Raw genomic sequence first — 17,341 nt, 5'->3', positions numbered from 1 at the left:
CCCCTCGGTCTGCTGAGCGGCCGGATCGATCAGCGGGCGGCCTCCGCGATGCGGATGCCGTGGCTGTCGCCGTCGGACAGGAACGCGGCCAGTGCCTCCCCCTCGGCGGCCACGGCGGTGCGGTCCGTCCGGGAGAAGCCGTGCAACGGGGTGACCGTCACGGCGTCGTCCTTGCCGACGGTCCAGGTCGCGGCGACCCGGCCGTCGACCAGCACGACCCGCTCGCCGGCGACCGACAGACCGCGGTGGGCGTCGTCGATGATCCGGCCGCGGTCCTGGTAGCCGAGGATCGCGTTGTCGAACGCCGGCAGGAACCGCACGGGGGCCGGGGTGTCCGGGTCGGGGCGAGGCGCGTCGGGCAGGTCCAGCAGTTCCCGGCCCCGCTCGTCACGGAAGGCGACCAGCTCTCCGCGTACGGCCGCGACCGCGGCGGGCAGCCCCGCCACACCGCACCAGGCGCGCAGGTCGGCCGAGGCGGCGGGCCCGAACGCGGCCAGATAGCGCCGGACCAGCGCCCGGCCCACCGGATCGGAGCCGTCCCCGTTCGCGGCCGGATCGGAACTGTCCCCGTTCGCGGTGTCGACCTCGCGGCCCAGCCAGGAGGAGAGCGTCACATTGCGTACGCCCGCTCTCGTCCGCCAGAGACCGCGCGGCGGGAGCTGCGCCATCGGGACGAGGGCGGCGATCAGCATCTCGCCCAGCGCCCTCGGCCCCGGGTCCGGCCAGCGCTCCGCGACGGCCCGCGCCAGCTCGGTCATCGTGCGGGGTTCGCCGTCGGCCATGACGGCCCGGCCGGCCGCCGCGAGCTCGTCGAGGTCCACCCCGGCCAGTTCGCGACGGTAGGTCCCGAGCACCCGCTGGCGCAGCATGGCCGTGTGGCGGCCCCGCCAGGCCAGGGCGTCGCCGGCGGTGACGAGGTGGACGGTCCTGCGCATGAGGTGGGTGCGCACGACCTCCCGCCCGGTCAGCAGGTCCGAGAGCGCCGACGGGTCGAACGCGGACAGCCTGGACCAGAGCCCGACGAACGGTTCCTGCGGCTCCTGGGCCTGCAGACCGCCGAGGTGGGCGACGGCGTCGAGGACCGGCAGGTCGGCACGGTCGAGCAGCAGCTGCCGGGCCAGCGTCGCGCGGTTGAGCGCCCGGGTGCCGAGAACGGTCGAGGTGCCCACCGCTCAGGTCGACTTCTGGCCGTCGAGCGACTCGCGCAGGATGTCCGCGTGACCGGCGTGCTGTGCGGTCTCCGCGATGACGTGGATCAGCACCCGGCGGGCGCTGTGCGCCGACCCCGGCTCGTTCCAGGGCGCGTCGGGCAGCGGGTGCGTCACGGACAGGTCGGGCAGGCCGACCACGATCTCCTCGGTCCGGGCCGCGATCTGCTCGTACCGTTCGAGGATCCCGGCCAGCGTCTCGCCGGGCAGCATCCGGAAGTCGTTCTGGCGGTCGATCGCCCACTGCGGGTACTCGCGTGCGGTACCAGCAGCGAAGTCGGCCCAGGTGACACCCTCCGGCAGGTCGAAGGACATCGCGGACGGGCCCTCGACGACGAAGCGCAGCCAGCTCTCCTCGGTGGCCGCGACATGCTTGATCAGCCCGGCCAGGGACAGCGTGCTGACCGTCGGGCTCTGGCCGGCCTGTTCGTCGGTGAGACCGCGGGCCGTGGCGGTCAGAGCGGCCCGGACGGTCGCGAGTTCGGCGAGCAGGTCGCTGCGCTCGGGGTCGAGGGCGGGCCGGGGGGTGGTCGTGGCGGTCACGTCGGTCATGGTGATCGCGTCCTTCTTCTCATCGGGGTGCGCGCTCCGGCTGTCTTGGTCGGGCACAAGAAGACAATGTCAGGAGAAGCGGTCAGGGAGTGTCCGCTACTGCGTGCACCATGGAGCCATGCCGAAAACATCAGCGCGACTGCTGTCCCTCCTCTCGCTGCTCCAGGCGCGCCGGGACTGGCCCGGAGGGCTGCTGGCCGAGCGGCTGGACATCAGTCCGCGCACCGTGCGCCGCGATGTCGACCGCCTGCGCGAACTCGGCTACCCCATCGTCGCCTTCAAGGGGCCGGACGGCGGATACCGCCTCGACGCCGGTACGGAGCTGCCGCCGCTGCTGTTCGACGACGAGCAGGCCGTGGCCCTCGCCGTCGCCCTCCAGATCGCGACCGTCTCCGGTGCCGGGATCGGGGAGGCCTCCGTACGCGCTCTGGCCACGGTGCGGCAGGTCATGCCCGCGCGGCTGCGCCGCCGGATCGACACCCTTCAGGTCACCGCCGTCGAACGGCCCGCGTCCCGGCGGGCGCCGCAGCTCGACAGCGGAGTGCTCCTGACGCTCGGTGCCACCGTCCACGCCTGTGAGGTACTGCGCTTCGACTACACCCCGGCGGCCGTGACGGCTCCGGCGTCCCCGGCGCCCCCACGCAGGGTCGAGCCCCACCACCTGGTCACCCGGGGCGGACGCTGGTATCTCGTCGCCTGGGACCTGGAACGCGAGGACTGGCGGACCTTCCGCGCCGACCGGATCACCCCGCGCGTCCCCACCGGACCCCGCTTCGTCCCGCGCGAGCTGCCCGGCGGTGACGTGGCCGCCTTCGTGGCCGCCAAGTTCCGGGGCGCCGACGGCTCCGGCGACTGGCCCTGCCGGGGCGAGGTGATCCTCGCCAAGCCCGCTTCCGCCATCGCCCAGTACGTGCACGACGGAGTCGTCGAGGCGCTCGGACCGGAGCGTTGCAGGGTCACCCTCGGCTCGTGGTCCTGGGTCGGTCTGGCCGCCACCATCGGCCGCTTCGACGCCGACGTCGAGGTCGTGGGCCCGGAAGAACTCAGGGACGCGTTCGCCCGGTTGGCCCGCCGCTACGCCGACGCCGCGGCCGACCGGGAGCGACCTCTTACGGACCGGTGACGTGCGGCGCGTAACCCTGCCCCGGGGCGCGGGGGCGGACCTAGGGTTCGGCGCATGCGTGTACTGGTCACCGGCGGTGCCGGGTTCATCGGGTCCCATGTCGTCGAGGCGCTGCGGGCGGGCGGGCACGAGCCCGTGGTGTTCGACGTACGGGCCGTACGCGGCGCGGGCGGGGGTGACGTCCGCGAGCGCGGCGCGGTGTCGGCGGCCCTCTGCGGGGTCGACGCGGTCTGTCACCAGGCGGCGATGGTCGGCCTGGGCAAGGGGGTCGCGGACGCGGCCGAGTACGTCTCCCACAACGACCTGGGTACCGCCGTGCTCCTGGCGGCGATGGCCGACGCCGGGGTGCGGCGGCTCGTCCTGGCCGGGTCGATGGTCGTGTACGGGGAGGGCCGGTACTCCTGTGCGCGGCACGGCGGGGTGCGCCCCGGGCCGCGATCGGCCGCCGATCTTACGGCGGGCAGGTTCGAGCCGCGGTGCCCGTCCTGCGGCGCGGACCTGGTGCCCGGTCTCGTCGGCGAGGACGCCCCGGCCGATCCCCGCAACGTGTACGCGACGACCAAGCTCGCGCAGGAACACCTGGCCGCCGCATGGGCGCGGTCGACGGACGGTACGGCGGTCTCACTGAGGTACCACAACGTCTACGGGCCCGGGATGCCGCGCGACACCCCGTACGCCGGGGTCGCGTCCTTCTTCCGTTCCGCGCTCGCCCGCGGTGAGGCTCCCCGTGTCTTCGAGGACGGCGGTCAGCGGCGGGACTTCGTGCATGTACGGGACGTGGCGGCGGCCAATGTGGCGGCGCTGGAGGCGGATACGGCGGGCGGCGCGCTCACGGCGTACAACGTGGGGAGCGGGGAGCCGCACACGGTCGGCGAGATGGCGCGGGCGCTGGCCGACGCCCACGGCGGGCCGGAGCCCGTGGTGACCGGCGAGTTCCGGCTGGGGGACGTCCGGCACATCACCGCGGACTCGTCCCGGCTGCGGGCCGAGCTGGGGTGGAAGCCCGAGGTCGGATTCGCGGAGGGGATGCGGGAGTTCGCGGTGGCGCGCCTGCGGGGTGAGTGAGCCGGTCGCGCACGTGGCCCACTGCGCTGGTGAGGTGCTGCTCGGGCTCAGGTTCCGGTCGCCGCCGGTCCGGTCGCCGCCGGCAGGGTCACCTCGAAGCGGCAGCCGCCGGAGATGTTGCGTACGGTGGCCCGGCCCCGGTGGGCCTCGACGATGCCCTGGACGATGGCGAGTCCGAGGCCGGCTCCGGCCGGGGGTGTGCGGGCGTGGGAGCCTCGCCAGCCCGTGTCGAAGACGCGCGGGAGGTCCTGCTCGGGGATGCCGCCGCAGCCGTCGCTGACGGACAGGACGACACCGTCGGCCGAGCGGGCGGCGGCGACCGCGACCGTGCCGTCGGCCGGGGTGCGCCGGATCGCGTTGACCAGGAGGTTGCCGAGGACCCGGCTCATCTCCTTGCCGTCGACCTCGACCGGCAGCGGTTCGACGAGGTCACCGACGAGCCGTACCCCGTGCCGGCGGGCGAGCGGGTCCGCTCCGGCGAGGGCGTCGCTGACCAGGTCGTACAGCGAGATGCGGGACAGGGACAGCGCGAGTGTTCCGGCGTGGATGCGGGAGAGTTCGAAGAGGTCGCCGACCATGTCGTTGAGGTGGTCGACCTCGGTGCGGATCTGGCGCAGATAGCGCTGGGGGTCGGTGGCCACGCCGTCCTCCAGCGCCTCCGACATCGCGCGCAGCCCGGCGAGCGGGGTGCGCAGGTCGTGCGAGATCCAGGCGACGAGCTCGCGGCGGGAGGACTCCAGGGCGCGCTCGCGCATCCGGGACTCGGCGAGTCTGGCGCTGGTGGCCGCCAGCTCACGGCTGACCTCGGCGAGTTCGGCGGTCGCCGGCGCGTCGGGGGCGGTGAAGTCGCCGCCGTCGCCGAAGGACCGGGCGGCGACGGCGAGTTCGCGGCTGCGGGCGACGACCCAGCGGCCGAGCAGCAGCGCGGTGACCATGGAGACGACGGCCGCCATCGCGACGACCGTGGTGACGACGCTCAGATCGTGTGCGGACAGGAACATCGCCTGCGCGACGGCCAGTGTTCCGGCGAGCATCGCGGTCACGGCCACGGCCGCCACCACGGCGAGGGACAGCGTGAGCGAACGGCGCCGGATCAGGCGCAGCGCACCCGCTCCGGCCAGCCCCGCGGCGGCGGCGCCCGCGAAGGCGTACAGGGCGATGAGCAGCGTGCTAAGCATGGTCGGGTTCTTCCTGGCCTACGGTGTCGGAGGCGGGGGCTGGGGCCGGGGCGTCACCAGCGGTGGGCTCGGGGGTGTTCCCGGTGGGGTGGGCGGCTTCGCCGGTGGGGTGGGATGCGTCTCCGGTGGGGTCGAAGCGGTAGCCGACGCCCCACACCGTCTGGATCAGCCGGGGCCGCGCGGGGTCGTCCTCGACCTTGCCGCGCAGCCGCCGGACGTGGACGGTCACGGTCGACAGGTCCCCGAAGTCCCACCCCCACACCTCGCGCATCAGGTCCTCCCGGGCGAACGCGCGGCCCGGATGGCGCAGGAGGAAGGCCAGCAGGTCGAACTCCCGCAGGGTGAGGGCGAGTTCCGTGCCCTGTTTGGAGGCGCGGCGCGCGGCGGGGTCGACGGTCAGCCCGGCCGCGCTCAGGGGCCGTGCGGCGACGGCGGGCCGGGTACGGCGCAGCACCGACTCCACCCGCAGCACCAGTTCGCGCGGGCTGAACGGCTTGGTCACGTAGTCGTCCGCGCCCACTTCGAGGCCCAGGATCCGGTCGTCCTCGTCGCCGCGGGCGGTGAGCATGATGACAGGCACCGGCCCGAGACCGCGCAGCCGCCGACACACCTCCAAGCCGTCCATGCCGGGCAGCATCAGGTCCAGGACCACGAGGTCGGGCCAGTGCGCGGCGGCGCGGGCGAGCGCGTCGGGGCCGTCGCCGGCCCGGTCGACGCCGTATCCGGCGCGGTCGAGGTAGCCGGAGACGACCTCGGCCACGGTGGGGTCGTCGTCGACCACCAGGATCCGGGCGCCCTGCGGGGCTGCGCGAGGAGCCGGTGTCGGTTCGTGCGGCTGGTGCATGCGCCAAGCCTCGCACCGCACGGTCCGCCGTGCCGCCCCCTGGCCCCGACGTCCCTGTTTCGTAAGGACCCGATGCCGGAAATGCGTATTTCGCGTTCGTAGGGTGAAGGCGTGACAACCCCTCCCGCCCCACCTCCTGTCGACGTGATCCTCCCGTGCCTGAACGAGGCCGAGGCCCTGCCCTGGGTCCTCGCCCGGATCCCGCCCGGCTGGCGGGCCCTCGTCGTGGACAACGGCTCCACCGACGGTTCGGCCGACGTCGCCCGCGCTCTCGGCGCGCGCGTCGTCCACGAGCCGCGCCGTGGCTTCGGAGCCGCCTGCCACGCGGGGCTCGTCGCCGCCACCGCCGACATCGTCTGCTTCTGCGACTGCGACGCCTCGCTGGATCCGTCGCTCCTCATCCCCTTCGTCCGTGAAGTACGGGACGGTGAGAGCGACCTGGTGCTGGGCAGACGCCGTCCGGAAGGCCGGTCCGCCTGGCCCGTCCACGCCCGGGCAGGCAACCTCGCACTCGCCCGGCTGCTGCGCCGCCGCACCGGACTCCGGCTGCACGACCTCGGCCCGCTGCGCGCCGCCCGCCGCGAGCCCCTGCTGGCCCTCGGGCTCACCGACCGGCGCAGCGGCTATCCGCTCCAGATGGTCGTGCGCGCCGCCGACGCGGAGTGGCGGATCACCGAGCACGACGTGCCCTATCTGCCGCGCACGGGCTCCTCCAAGGTGACCGGCACCTGGCTCGGCACCTGGCAGGCCGTCCGGGACATGAGCCGCGTACTGGCCCAGCCCGCTCCCCCGGCCCAGCCCGATGTGCAAGCCCAGGACTCAGCCCCGGCCGCCCGAGGAGGCACCCCCCGATGACCACCCTGCTCGTCATCGCCAAGGAGCCGCGGCCGGGACGGGTCAAGACCCGGCTCACGCCGCCGTTCACCCCGGTGGAGGCCGCCGCCCTCGCCGAGGCGGCGCTCGCAGACACCCTGTACGCCGTGGCCGCCACGCCCGCCACCCGCCGGGTGCTCGTCCTGGAAGGGGCGCCCGGCCCGTGGCTGCCGCCCGGCTTCGACGTCGTACCGCAGTGCGACGGAGGTCTCGACGAGCGGCTGGCCGCGGCCTTCGCCGCCTGTGACGGACCGGCCCTGCTCATCGGAATGGACACGCCTCAGGTGACACCGGCTCTGCTCACCGTGGACCTCACGCACTGCGACGCCGTCTTCGGCCCGGCCGAGGACGGCGGTTTCTGGGCGCTGGGGCTGGCCGCACCCGACCCGCGGCTGTTGCTCGGGGTGCCGATGTCGACGCCCGACACCGGGGCCGTGCAGCGGGCCCGGCTCGTCGCCGCCGGGCTGCGCGTACGCGACCTGCCGCCGCTGCGGGACGTCGACACGGCCGCCGACGCCGAGGCGGTCGCCGCGCTCGCGCCCCGGGGCCGCTTCGCCGCCCGTCTCGCCGGGCTCACGGCGGTCGCCGGCCGATGAACCGACCCAGGAACGAATCCCCGGTGGACGGATCCCCGGTGAGCGACTTCCCCGCGGGTGACTTCCCGGTGGGCGACCTGGTCCCGTCGGCCGCCCAGCCCGCGTGGGCCGGCGCCGACCCGTACACCCGCGCGCTACGCACCGGCCACGGGCCCCTCTTCCTGCGCCGGTCCGACGGCTGGCTGCTGCCGTTGGAGGTGGAACGCTGGTGCGCCCGCGCCGACGCGGTCGACCTGGAGATCCTCGGCAGGTGCGAGGGCTCCGTGCTCGACATCGGCTGCGGCCCGGGCCGGCTCGTCGCGGAACTCGCCGGGCAGGGACGGCGTGTCCTCGGCATCGACGTCAGCGCGGCGGCCGTCAGCCGGACCACGCGGCTCGGCGGCCCCGCCATGCGCCGCTCGGTCTTCGAGCCGCTGCCCGCCGAGGGCCGCTGGGACACCGCCCTCCTCGTCGACGGCAACATCGGCATCGGCGGCGATCCGCGCGCGCTCCTCGCCCGGCTGACCGCCCTGCTGGTCCCGGCCGGGCTGCTGATCGCCGAGACCGTGCCGATGGACGTCGACGAGCGCGTCCGCGTACACATCACGGACGCGCGCGCCGCCGATGTCCCCGCCGCACCGGGTACGCCGTTCCCCTGGGCCCGCATCGGGACCCGCGCCCTGATCCGGTACGCGACGCGCGCGGGCTGGACCGCCGTCGATCAGTGGGCGACCGGCGGACGGTCCTTCGTCGCCCTGCGCAGCCGCAGCCTCAGGCGCAGCAGGAGGAGCAGCGCCGACCCGGCGAAGAGGACGGCCGTGATCAGCAGCCAGCGGCCGAGGAAGCCGTCCGCCGACAGCCCGGTCGCCAGCCGGTACCGCCGGTCCACCTGACCGCCGATCAGCGGGAACCAGACCAGCAGGAGCAGCGCCGACAGGGCCGCCGGGACACGGACGTACATCGTCCGCTCCCGGTGGCCCAGCGCGCCGAACACCCGGACCAGCGCGCGATCCGCCACCGCGTACAACGGCAGCAGCACCAGGTCGTGCAGCAGGGCCGCCCCCACGAACCACAGGGTGACCCCGAGCAGGTCGTCGCCGAGGAGCCGTACCCCGGCGTAGCCCGCGAGGGCGAACGAGCAGGCGAGCAGCAGGAGTTGCGCGGTCCCCTTGGGCGGCTTCCTCATCACAGGTCTCCGAACGTCATGCGGGCCACCCATTTCGTGTTGAGCACTCCGGGCGCGGCGGGCACGACGATGCGTGCCGGGTAGCCGTGGTCCGGGCTCAGGTCCTCGCCGTTGACCTGCAGAGCGAGCAGGGAGCGCGGGTCCGCCACCTGGTTGGCGCGCAGGGCCGCGCGGCGGAAGGAGCCGTGCAGTTGCAGGGACTCGACGAGGACGTCCGGCGGATCGTGGTCGTGGCCGACGAGCGCCGCGAGGTCCCGCAGCCGCACACCGCGCCACCACTGGTCCGAGGTCGACCAGCCTTCGACGCACGCGATGGGCAACGCCGCACTGTGCTGCGGCAGTTGGAGCAGATCGGCCCGGCTCAGCCGGACCGTGCCCGTGCGTCCCGTGACGACGAGCCGCCATGCGTCGTCGCCCGTCTCCGCGTCGTCGATGCCCGCGTAGGCGGCCGTCTTGTTGATCTGGAAGCCGTTCGGGCCGCTGCCCGGATCGGCTCCGCCGTGCGGTGCGAGGAGGGCCGTGTGCCGCAGCGGCCCGTCGAAACTCCGCCCCGCCGTCGTCCCGAACAGCAGCAGGGACCCACCGCCGACGAACCACAGCGCCCCACGCCGGGAGACGGTCGCGGGATCGGGCCGGGGGGAGACCAACTCCCCTCCGTCCGTTGCCTCCTGGCCCTGCCGCATACGGCGTACGTTGCGTACGGCGGCCGGTGTCTTCAGTACGGCGTGGGTGACGAACGCGGCGAAGAACACCCAGGCGCCGTAGAAGTGCAGCGGATAGAAGGACCCCGGGAAGAGGTAGTCGAGCTGGACGTTGAGCACGCCGGTCACGAACTCGAACAGCGCGCCCCCGACCAGCAGCAGCAACGAAATCCGCTCCAGCGCGTGGGCGAGCGAACGGGCCGGCGGCAGCGCGAAGAGCTTCGGTACCACCGACCACAGTTTGGCGAGCAGCACGGGGATCAGGGTGACGCCGAGCGTGACGTGCACACCCTGCGTGAGGCGGTAGAGCCAGTGCGGGCCAGTGGGCCACGCGAAGAGGTAGAAACCGAGGATCCCCTTGTCCGGGGTCTTGTCGTTCACCGGCGACAGGCCCGGGTTGTAGGCGGCGTACGACAGCAGGCCCGTCACGAACAGCACGGTGATGCCGACGAGCAGGACGAGGCCCAGTACCGAGGTGAACCACGGGCCGCGCAGCGGACTGCGCCAGAAACCGGGTGAGGTGGGAAGGCTTGGGAAGTGCCTTGGGGAGTGGTCGCGCATGGCCCGACCGTAGGCAGGAAAGGGCCCCGGGCAGGGCCCGCGAACCATGACGAAACGCTGACGTCCGCACGGCAGGAGGCTCGGAACGCCCTCTGTCGCCCTAGCGTTCCCGTGTGATCCGCTCCCCTCTGCGCGACCTGACCTCACGTGACCTGTTCGCGGCGTCGGCCGCCGTGCTCCTCGTCCTCGCCGCCGTGCTGATCGGCCGCCACATCGAGGAGACCGACCACACCCTGTTCGCGAACTGGCCGCCGCTGTGGGCGAGTTGGGAACCGCATGTTGGCCCGGGCACTCCGGCCGCGGTGACCGTCGCGCTCGGAGTCGTGGCGTACGGTCCCGTCCTCGCGGCGCGTCTGCCCTGGCGTGCGCTGCTGGGTGCCTCCTGGGCGGGCGCCATGGCCTGGATCTGGTCGCTGGCCCTGATCGACGGATGGCACCGGGGCGTGGCCGTCCGGCTCACCACCCGCTACGAATACCTCCAGGTCATCGACCGCTTCCACGACATCCCGGCGACCCTGCGGGACTTCACCCGCCACATCCCGCTCGACTCCCCCGACCACTGGCCACCCCATGTGGCGGGACATCCGCCCGCCGCCTCCCTCACCTTCGTCCTCCTCGACCGGATCGGGCTGAGCGGCGGCGGCTGGGCCGGCACCTGGTGCATCACGGTCGGCTCCACTGCCTGCGTCGCCGTGCTCGTGACCCTGCGCAGGCTCGCCGACGAGGAGTCGGCCAGGCGCGCGGCACCGTTCCTGGTGCTCGCACCGGCCGCGGTGTGGATGGGCACGTCGGCCGACGCGTACTTCGCCGCGGTCGCCGCCTGGTCGATCGCGGCACTCGCACGCGCCGTGACCTCACCGAAGGGCCCCCGGACGAAAGCCGCCGCCTTCACCTCCGGCCTCCTCTTCGGCCTGACCTGCTACCTCTCGTACGGGCTCACGCTCATGGCGGTGATCGGTGCGGGCGTGCTGTTCCTCGGGCGGAGCCGGGTCCGGGCCCTTCCCTGTCTCGTCTCCCGCGCCGCCTTCCTGGCCGCCGGTCTCGCCGTCGTCCCGGCGGCGTTCACGCTCGCCGGGTTCGACTGGTGGGAGGCGTACCACGTCCTGGTCACGCGCTACTACGACGGCGCGGGCGGTATCCGGCCCTACGGCTACTGGGTGTGGGCGAACCTCGCGTGCACGGTCCTCATCACGGGCCTCGCGACGGCGGCGGGGCTCCGGCGGGCGGGCGTGGCGCTGGTCCGGGGACGTCATGGGCTGCTGCCTCGCCGCGAGCCCCGGGGGCCGGGGGTCGTACGCCGAGTGCCCGGCGCCGAGTCTCCGGCGGTCGGCGTCGAGTCTCCGGAGGTCGGCACCGCTTCCTCCGGGACGGACGCCGAGTCGGTGCGGGCGGGTGCCCGGGCCCGGCTCGCCCTGCTCGTCCTGTGCGGGCTGCTCGCCCTGCTCGTCGCCGACCTGTCCGGGATGAGCAAGGCCGAGACCGAACGCATCTGGCTGCCCTTCGCGATGTGGCTGCTCCCCGCCTGCGCGCTGCTCGGCCGCCCCCGGGCCTGGCTGACCGCCCAGGCCGTACTCGCTCTGCTCCTCAACCACCTGCTGCTGACCGGCTGGTGACCGTTCCCGGGCCCGTCGTGAGGACACCGTCACGATTCTTTTGCTCGCCCGCCGCCCAAAGAACCGTATTTTCACGCCCGGGTGTGGCAAGTTGTACCTCAGCCGGTCCCGTCACTTCCCCCCGTAGTGGCGGGGCCGGCGTTTTCCTGCGTCCGCCCGGAGCGGCGGACGACCCCTCCCGGCTCGTCCTGTGGCCCTCACGTGTCGTCGGGACCGGGTGTGGGGGGCCAGACGGGGCGATGCTCCTCGGGAAGTTCCAGCAGGGCCAGCCCTACCGTGCGGCGGACGGGCAGCAGCTCCGTACTGCCCGTCAGGACCAGCAGCTCGGAGAGTCTGCGGCCCGCTCCGGCCAGGATCAGTCGGCCGTCCAGGCGCTTCAGCAGCCATCGGATCGCGAGCAGACAGTTCAGCCCCCGCGAGTCGCAGAAGACGAGAGCCGTCACATCGAGCACCAGGTGCCGTCGCCCCGCGTCGACGATGGCGGCGAGAAAGCCCAGGAAGTACTCCTCGCAGCTCTGGTCGAGTTCGCCGCTGATCCGCAGGACCGCGCAGTGCTCGCCCTCGGTTATCTGGGTGATCGTCAGGCGGTGGGTCTGCGTGGACATCACACCTCCCGGTTCCGGTGCCACGGGCGCCCTGTGGCACGCACCCGTACGCGTGCGTGTGCCCCGCATTCGAGCGGGCAACGGCACGGAGCGAAACTCTCTCCGCACGGTGGATCACGGTTGCCGCGGCGTCTGCTTGCGTGCGACGACGGGCGCGTAGGTGTCGTGTTCGGCGGTCCAGGTGACGTGCGGGGGTACGACCCGGGCGCACAGGGGGCCGCCCTGCGGGTCGGTCAGGCCGAGGCGTGCCACCAGTACGCCCTCGCGGGCGGCCTTCGCGAGGACGTCCGCGGGGACCATGTCGAGCATGAGCTTGGCGCGCCGGAACATCGAGAAGACGCCCGCCTCGTCGACCGTGCCCCAGGACAGGTAGACGAAGCGGCGGCCCAGGCGGTCCTGCACGTAGGGGCCCTGCACGTCCGTGCCGGTCGGTGTCGCGGTCGCCGTGCACTCCAGGGTCCAGGTCGCCGACTCCGCGTCCCCGGGGTGGGGTTCGAGCAGTTCGCCCGGCCGGCCGCGACGCTGTACGGCCACGTGGATCTCGCGGGGCTCCTCGGGGCCGTTCCTGCTGAGGGGGACGGGGTGGGTGCGGCCGGGGAGGTCGACGGCTTCGATGCGGATGCGCAGGGCGGTCATGGGGTCATCATGCCGCCGCGGGCGGCGGCCTGTGTCCCCCGGGCCTGCGGCGGCAGGTGCGGCTGGGGTGAGTGGTGAGCCACGGGTTCGATGTGGGGGGCGCCCCTTCGAGGGCGCCGCCGAAGGGGCGCGGGGAACTGCGCGCCCACCTCGTTCTCGTCGTCGAAGGTGAGGAGCGCGGCGACCGGTCCGAAGATCTCCGTGTCCATCAGCCGGCTGCCGGTGTCGACGTCGGCGAGCACGGTCGGCGGACAGAACCATCCCGGTCCCGGGTCGCCGCTCCGCCGTCCCCCGCGGCCGGGTCCTACAGGTGGCCGTGGCCGCGCAGACGTGCGCGCAGCAGGTTGGGGTCGGTGGCCGTGGCATAGGCGGCGCTGAGCACGTACACCTCCTTGCCGCGCAGCGCCACGGAGCTGGGGTTCTGGAGCCCGTCGGCGGTGTCCAGGACGGTGGTCCGGGTGCCGTCGGCCCCGATGAGCACGACCCGGTTGGTGGTGTTGAGCGTGGCCAGGACGTCGTCGCCGTGTCCGGTGAAGGCGAAGTCGTCGATTCCGGCCAGGTCCGGGTCCGACGCCTCGACCTGCGGGGTGCCCGCGCGGTTTCCCGGGCGGACCGGGATGCGCAGGAGGGTGCCCCGGTCGAGGTTGGTCACCCAGAGCGCGCCGTCGCGCACCTTCGCTCCGTTGACTCCGAGGAAGCCGACCGGGGCGAGTTCGGGTGCGGTGGACCAGGCGGTGGGGGTGCCGCCGGTGACGGGGACGGTCCACACCGTGCCGAGGACCGAGTCGGTGATGTAGAGGTGCTTGCCGCGTTCGTCCAGGGCCAGTCCGTTGGGCAGACCGTCCGCGGGCAGTGCGGCGATGCGCTGCGGCGCCTTCCCGGGGCGCAGCCGCCACAGGCCTGTCAGGTCGGCGGTTCCGGTCGCGTACAGCACGTACAGGGTGCCGTCTGGGGTGCGGGCGATCCCGGTGGCCAGCGGGAAGCCGAGGGCGGGGGTGTGGACTCCGCCGTCGGCGGGCGCGGGCAGGGTCGCCAGGACGCGGGTCGTGCCCTGCGGACTCACCTCGGCCACCTGGCGGCTCGCCGCGAAGGTGACGGCCGCGGCGCCGCCGGGCAACAGGGCTATGTTCTCCGGCAGTTGACCCGCGGACACGTCGAAGTGGGTGGCGATCCGTACGTCGGTCAGTGGTTCGTGGGTGGGACGGGTGGGGGTGGCGTCGGCCGGCAGGGCCGAGGCGAGGGTGGCCGCGACCACCGCGACGGCGGCCATGAGTGCCTTGCTACGTCGGTTCGGCATGGTTCCTTCTCTGGTTCCTTCTCTGGCTTCTTCTCTGGTTTCGGGCATGCGGCAGCCGCGGTGCGGCGCCGTGGTCGAAGGGCGCCTCGGGGAGAGGGCGTGAGGGTGCGACCGCCCCGCGACGGGCGCGGGTCAGGCGGTGCGGGTCAGCGGGTCAGCGGGTCAGCAGGTCAGCGGGTCAGCGGGTCAGACCGTGCGGGGATCGGCGCCGTGGTGCGGCCGGTCCGCTTCCCGTGGCGGCGCGGTGGCATGGGCGAGCAGCGCCAGGGCCGCCGCTGACGGGGAGCCGGGGTCGGCGGTGGCCACCACCAGGGACGGTCCGTCCCCCTGCGGGCTCTGCAGTGTCTGCTGGGTGACGGTCAGGGTCCCGACCAGCGGATGGCGCATCTCGTAGTCGGCGACATCGCAGGCGAGCACCCGGTGGTCGGCCCAGAGCGTGGCGAACTCCCTGCTGCGCATGGTCAGTTCGCCGATCAGCGCGGCCAGCAGCGGGTCGTCCGGGTGCCGTCCGGCCGTCAGCCGCAGATTGCCCACGACGGCTCTGGCCTTGGCGGGCCAGTCGGCGTACAGGTCGCGGGTGTGCGCGTCGAGGAACACCAGCCTGGCCATGTTGGGCCGTCGCCCCGGACCGCCCGCGCCGCCCGCGCCGCCGGGATCGTCCGGGCTGTCGGGATCGAGATGGCCCGCGAACAGCCCGTGCCCCGGCCGGTTCCAGGCCAGGACGTCGCTGCGGCGGCCGATCACGACGGCGGGGGTGCCGTCGACGGCCGCAAGCAGGGCACGCGTGGCGGGGGTGATGCGTTCGGGACGCGGCCGTGCGCCGGGCCCGCGGCGCCTCGGCGCACCGGCCAGGGTGTGCAGATGGGCCCGCTCGGCGTCGTCCAGCCGCAGTGCGCCCGCCACGGCGTCGAGCACCTCGCGCGAGGCGTTGCGTGACTGGCCCTGTTCCAGGCGGGTGTAGTAGGGCGCGCTGATGCCGGCGAGCATGGCCAGTTCCTCCCGGCGCAGCCCCGGCACGCGGCGCCGCTCGCCGTAGGTCCGCAACCCCACGTCCTCGGGGCGCAGTCGGCTCCGGCGTGCCTGGAGGAACTCGGCGAGGTGCCCGTGCTTGTTCATGACACCGAGTATGCGGACGGCCGCCGGTCGGTGCCTCACCCCGCCGGGGTAGGGATCGGCGGGGTGTCCGGCTGCAAGCCCGAGGGTCCGCCTACAGGCCGGCGAGCACCCGGTCCGGGGTCAGGGGGAGTTCGCGGTGGCGGACGCCCGTGGCGTGGTGGACGGCGTTGCCGATGGCGGCGGCCGTGCCGACGATGCCGATCTCGCCGATGCCCTTGCTGCCCATCGGGTTGAGGTGCGGGTCGTCCTCGTCGATCCAGTGCGCCTCGATGTCGGGCACGTCGGCGTGGGCCGGGACGTGATAGGCGGCGAGGTCGCGTTCCACGAAGGCGCCGGACGCGGCGTCCATGGTGCTGCTCTCGGTGAGCGCCATGCCCAGGCCCATGGTCATGGCGCCGATGAACTGGGAGCGCGCGGTACGGGCGTTGAGGATGTGTCCGGCGGCGTAGACGCCCAGGAGCCGGCGTACCCGGACCTCTCCCGTGACCGTGTCGACCGTGACCTCGGCGAATTGGGCGCCGAAGGCGTGCCGGGCGTAGGGGCTGTCGGCGTCGGCGGTGCCCGCCGTGTCGGCGTGCGCCCTGAGCCCCTCGGACGGCAGGGGGCCGCTGTGCCCAGCGAGGGTCGAGGCCAGTCGCGTACACGCCTCGTGGACGGCCCAGCCCCAGGACGCCGTACCGGACGAGCCGCCGGCCAGTGGCGCGGACGGCAGGTCGCTGTTGCCGACTTCGGTGCGTACGCGGTCCAGGGGGGCGCCGAGTGCGTCGGCGGCGACCTGGGCGAGGACGGTACGGGCGCCGGTGCCGATGTCGGTGGCGTTGATGCGGACGACGAAACTGCCGTCGGGAGCCGCGTGTGCCTCCGCCTGCGCCGGGCTCGCCATCACCGGGTAGGTGGCGGAGGCGACTCCCGTACCGACGAGGAGCGGGCCTTCGGAACGGATCCCGGGGCGGGGGTCGCGTGCCGCCCAGTCGAAGCGCCGCGCGCCCTCGCGCAGGCAGTCGACGAGGTGGCGGCTGCTGAACGGCTTGCCGCTGTCGGGTTCGGTGTCCGGCTCGTTGGTGATGCGCAGTTCCACGGGGTCCAGGCCCGCCGCGACGGCGAGTTCGTCCATGGCCGACTCCAGGGCGTACATGCCCGGTGCCTCGCCGGGTGCGCGCATCCAGGACGGGCTGGGCACGTCGAGTGGGACCACCCGGTGGGAGCTGAGCCGGTGGGGCGCCGCGTACATGATCCGGCTCGGTACGGCGGCCTGTTCCACGAACTCCTTGATGCGGGAGGTGTGGGTGGTGACCTCGTGGAGGGACGAGGTGAGGGTCCCGTCGGCGGTGGCGCCCAGGCGGATCCGGTGCAGGGTGGGTGCCCGGTGCCCGACGACCGCGGGCAGGAAACGCCGGGGCAGTGCGACGGTGACGGGGCGTCCGGTCTCGCGTGCCGCCATCACGGCGAGCACCACATGGGGACGCGGGGTGCCCTTGGATCCGAACCCGCCGCCGACGTGCTCACTGATGACGGTGACGTCGTCCTCGGACAGCTCGAACAGCGAGGCCAGGGTGGCACGGACGGTCGTGGCGCCCTGGCTGGAGTCGTGCACGACGAGCCTGCCGCCGTCCCAGCGGGCCGTGGCCGCGTGCGGCTCCATGGGGTGGTTGTGCAGCGGCGGTACGCGATAGCGGGTGTCGATACGGACCTCTGCGGACGCGAACGCGCCCTCGGGATCGCCCTGTTCGCGGCGCGCGGGGAATCCGCCGTTGGCCTCCCCGGGCGCGTAGGCCCCGGGATGGTCGTCGGTCAGGGTGACGTCGTGTTCCTCCACGTCGTACTCGACCCGGACCGCGGCGGCGCCGGCGCGGGCCGCCTCCAGGGTCTCGCCGATCACCAGAGCGACGAACCAGCCGTGGTGCGGCACGCGCGGGTCCTGCAGCACGGAGAGTGTGGGATCGTCGGCGGGGGCGAGCCTGGGCGCGTTCTCGTGGGTGAGGACGGAGAGGACTCCGGGCAGTGCCAGGGCGGCTTCCACGTCCACGGTACGGACCGTCCCGCCGGCGATCCCGGCTACCACCGGCCAGGCGTGCGCCCGGCCGGGATCGGTCTGTTCGGCGGCGTAGCGGGCACTGCCGGTGACCTTGTCCCGGCCCTCCCGGCGCTCGGCGGGCGCGCCCAGCGCGGTGCCGGTGTCGGCCATGACTGCTCCTTCTGCTGAGTTTT

General features: G+C 73.8%; 16 protein-coding genes and 2 pseudogenes. 6 read left to right on the top strand and 12 right to left on the bottom strand.

The genetic code is table 11. From position 1 onward, the window contains the following. Window positions 1-29 precede the first annotated feature (29 nt). Both ACFWGJ_RS09575 and ACFWGJ_RS09570 read right to left on the bottom strand, forming a co-directional pair. Entirely contained in the window at window positions 30-1,169 is a 1,140-nt protein-coding gene (locus ACFWGJ_RS09575) for a winged helix DNA-binding domain-containing protein (RefSeq protein ID WP_387322179.1), read from the bottom strand. Between the two features lie 3 nt (window positions 1,170-1,172). Next, window positions 1,173-1,760, bottom strand: a complete 588-nt coding sequence (locus ACFWGJ_RS09570; RefSeq protein WP_387322185.1) for a DinB family protein — start codon at window positions 1,758-1,760, stop codon at window positions 1,173-1,175. Between the two features lie 118 nt (window positions 1,761-1,878). Between ACFWGJ_RS09570 and ACFWGJ_RS09565 the strand changes: the two genes are divergently transcribed. Further along, window positions 1,879-2,883, top strand: coding sequence for a helix-turn-helix transcriptional regulator (locus ACFWGJ_RS09565; RefSeq protein WP_387322177.1), 1,005 nt, complete (start codon window positions 1,879-1,881; stop codon window positions 2,881-2,883). A gap of 54 nt (window positions 2,884-2,937) precedes the next feature. Next, window positions 2,938-3,948 carry an NAD-dependent epimerase/dehydratase family protein gene (locus ACFWGJ_RS09560; protein ID WP_387322175.1) on the top strand — a complete coding sequence of 337 codons (1,011 nt, stop codon included), beginning with the start codon at window positions 2,938-2,940 and terminating at the stop codon, window positions 3,946-3,948. Between the two features lie 47 nt (window positions 3,949-3,995). Here ACFWGJ_RS09560 and ACFWGJ_RS09555 read toward each other — a convergent pair whose 3' ends face one another. Further along, on the bottom strand, window positions 3,996-5,126 hold the full coding sequence (locus tag ACFWGJ_RS09555; RefSeq protein ID WP_387322173.1) for a sensor histidine kinase: 1,131 nt from the start codon (window positions 5,124-5,126) through the stop codon (window positions 3,996-3,998). Beyond that, complete coding sequence (locus ACFWGJ_RS09550) at window positions 5,119-5,970, bottom strand: response regulator transcription factor (protein ID WP_387322171.1); 852 nt, start codon at window positions 5,968-5,970, stop codon at window positions 5,119-5,121. Before ACFWGJ_RS09550 ends, ACFWGJ_RS09555 begins: the two co-directional genes overlap by 8 nt. Window positions 5,971-6,081: 111 nt before the next feature. Here ACFWGJ_RS09550 and ACFWGJ_RS09545 point away from each other — a divergent pair, with 111 nt between their 5' ends. The 3 genes and pseudogenes from ACFWGJ_RS09545 to ACFWGJ_RS09535 all read left to right on the top strand — a co-directional run. Beyond that, window positions 6,082-6,825: a glycosyltransferase family 2 protein gene (locus tag ACFWGJ_RS09545; protein ID WP_387322169.1), complete on the top strand. Its 744-nt coding sequence runs from the start codon at window positions 6,082-6,084 to the stop codon at window positions 6,823-6,825. Continuing rightward, a complete protein-coding gene (locus ACFWGJ_RS09540; protein WP_387322168.1) occupies window positions 6,822-7,439 on the top strand; it encodes a DUF2064 domain-containing protein in 618 nt (205 codons plus the stop codon). Before ACFWGJ_RS09545 ends, ACFWGJ_RS09540 begins: the two co-directional genes overlap by 4 nt. Next, window positions 7,436-7,948, top strand: a pseudogene (locus ACFWGJ_RS09535) (class I SAM-dependent methyltransferase); the annotation flags it as partial. The gene ACFWGJ_RS09540 and the pseudogene ACFWGJ_RS09535, both read left to right, overlap by 4 nt. Window positions 7,949-8,139: 191 nt before the next feature. Here ACFWGJ_RS09535 and ACFWGJ_RS09530 read toward each other — a convergent pair. Both ACFWGJ_RS09530 and ACFWGJ_RS09525 read right to left on the bottom strand, forming a co-directional pair. Next, window positions 8,140-8,637, bottom strand: a complete 498-nt coding sequence (locus tag ACFWGJ_RS09530; RefSeq protein WP_387322166.1) for a hypothetical protein — start codon at window positions 8,635-8,637, stop codon at window positions 8,140-8,142. Continuing rightward, window positions 8,604-9,866: a molybdopterin-dependent oxidoreductase gene (locus ACFWGJ_RS09525; RefSeq protein WP_387322164.1), complete on the bottom strand. Its 1,263-nt coding sequence runs from the start codon at window positions 9,864-9,866 to the stop codon at window positions 8,604-8,606. The genes ACFWGJ_RS09530 and ACFWGJ_RS09525 overlap by 34 nt, the downstream gene beginning before the upstream one ends. Window positions 9,867-9,979: 113 nt before the next feature. Between ACFWGJ_RS09525 and ACFWGJ_RS09520 the strand changes: the two genes are divergently transcribed. After that, window positions 9,980-11,479, top strand: a complete 1,500-nt coding sequence (locus ACFWGJ_RS09520; RefSeq protein ID WP_387322162.1) for a hypothetical protein — start codon at window positions 9,980-9,982, stop codon at window positions 11,477-11,479. Window positions 11,480-11,676: 197 nt separating this feature from the next. Here ACFWGJ_RS09520 and ACFWGJ_RS09515 read toward each other — a convergent pair whose 3' ends face one another. The 6 genes and pseudogenes from ACFWGJ_RS09515 to ACFWGJ_RS09490 all read right to left on the bottom strand — a co-directional run bounded on the left by ACFWGJ_RS09515 (window position 11,677) and on the right by ACFWGJ_RS09490 (window position 17,318). Then, window positions 11,677-12,084: an STAS domain-containing protein gene (locus ACFWGJ_RS09515; RefSeq protein ID WP_387322160.1), complete on the bottom strand. Its 408-nt coding sequence runs from the start codon at window positions 12,082-12,084 to the stop codon at window positions 11,677-11,679. 114 nt (window positions 12,085-12,198) lie between these two features. Next, window positions 12,199-12,720: a DUF5990 family protein gene (locus tag ACFWGJ_RS09510; RefSeq protein WP_387322158.1), complete on the bottom strand. Its 522-nt coding sequence runs from the start codon at window positions 12,718-12,720 to the stop codon at window positions 12,199-12,201. Window positions 12,721-12,866: 146 nt separating this feature from the next. Continuing rightward, a pseudogene (locus ACFWGJ_RS09505) lies at window positions 12,867-13,010 on the bottom strand (aldehyde dehydrogenase family protein); the annotation flags it as partial. 14 nt (window positions 13,011-13,024) lie between these two features. Further along, window positions 13,025-14,017, bottom strand: a complete 993-nt coding sequence (locus ACFWGJ_RS09500; protein ID WP_387322157.1) for a hypothetical protein — start codon at window positions 14,015-14,017, stop codon at window positions 13,025-13,027. 186 nt (window positions 14,018-14,203) lie between these two features. Further along, entirely contained in the window at window positions 14,204-15,133 is a 930-nt protein-coding gene (locus ACFWGJ_RS09495) for a helix-turn-helix domain-containing protein (RefSeq protein ID WP_387322155.1), read from the bottom strand. 91 nt (window positions 15,134-15,224) lie between these two features. Further along, window positions 15,225-17,318, bottom strand: a complete 2,094-nt coding sequence (locus ACFWGJ_RS09490) for a xanthine dehydrogenase family protein molybdopterin-binding subunit (RefSeq protein WP_387322153.1) — start codon at window positions 17,316-17,318, stop codon at window positions 15,225-15,227. Window positions 17,319-17,341 lie beyond the last annotated feature (23 nt).

This window comes from Streptomyces sp. NPDC060205, assembly GCF_042728395.1.
GTDB lineage: Bacteria > Actinomycetota > Actinomycetes > Streptomycetales > Streptomycetaceae > Streptomyces.
The sequence above is the reverse complement of the archived record's forward strand: the minus strand, read 5'-3'. Positions and strand labels throughout refer to the sequence as shown.

What these genes read in the sequence shown, in the direction of transcription:
- ACFWGJ_RS09570 (WP_387322185.1), bottom strand. Translation starts at nt 1,760, where the DNA reads ATGACCGACGTGACCGCCACGACCACCCCCCGGCCCGCCCTCGACCCC.
- ACFWGJ_RS09565 (WP_387322177.1), top strand. Translation starts at nt 1,879, where the DNA reads ATGCCGAAAACATCAGCGCGACTGCTGTCCCTCCTCTCGCTGCTCCAG.
- ACFWGJ_RS09560 (WP_387322175.1), top strand. Translation starts at nt 2,938, where the DNA reads ATGCGTGTACTGGTCACCGGCGGTGCCGGGTTCATCGGGTCCCATGTC.
- ACFWGJ_RS09555 (WP_387322173.1), bottom strand. Translation starts at nt 5,126, where the DNA reads ATGCTTAGCACGCTGCTCATCGCCCTGTACGCCTTCGCGGGCGCCGCC.
- ACFWGJ_RS09550 (WP_387322171.1), bottom strand. Translation starts at nt 5,970, where the DNA reads ATGCACCAGCCGCACGAACCGACACCGGCTCCTCGCGCAGCCCCGCAG.
- ACFWGJ_RS09540 (WP_387322168.1), top strand. Translation starts at nt 6,822, where the DNA reads ATGACCACCCTGCTCGTCATCGCCAAGGAGCCGCGGCCGGGACGGGTC.
- ACFWGJ_RS09530 (WP_387322166.1), bottom strand. Translation starts at nt 8,637, where the DNA reads ATGGGTGGCCCGCATGACGTTCGGAGACCTGTGATGAGGAAGCCGCCC.
- ACFWGJ_RS09525 (WP_387322164.1), bottom strand. Translation starts at nt 9,866, where the DNA reads ATGCGCGACCACTCCCCAAGGCACTTCCCAAGCCTTCCCACCTCACCC.
- ACFWGJ_RS09515 (WP_387322160.1), bottom strand. Translation starts at nt 12,084, where the DNA reads ATGTCCACGCAGACCCACCGCCTGACGATCACCCAGATAACCGAGGGC.
- ACFWGJ_RS09510 (WP_387322158.1), bottom strand. Translation starts at nt 12,720, where the DNA reads ATGACCGCCCTGCGCATCCGCATCGAAGCCGTCGACCTCCCCGGCCGC.
- ACFWGJ_RS09500 (WP_387322157.1), bottom strand. Translation starts at nt 14,017, where the DNA reads ATGCCGAACCGACGTAGCAAGGCACTCATGGCCGCCGTCGCGGTGGTC.
- ACFWGJ_RS09495 (WP_387322155.1), bottom strand. Translation starts at nt 15,133, where the DNA reads ATGAACAAGCACGGGCACCTCGCCGAGTTCCTCCAGGCACGCCGGAGC.
- ACFWGJ_RS09490 (WP_387322153.1), bottom strand. Translation starts at nt 17,318, where the DNA reads ATGGCCGACACCGGCACCGCGCTGGGCGCGCCCGCCGAGCGCCGGGAG.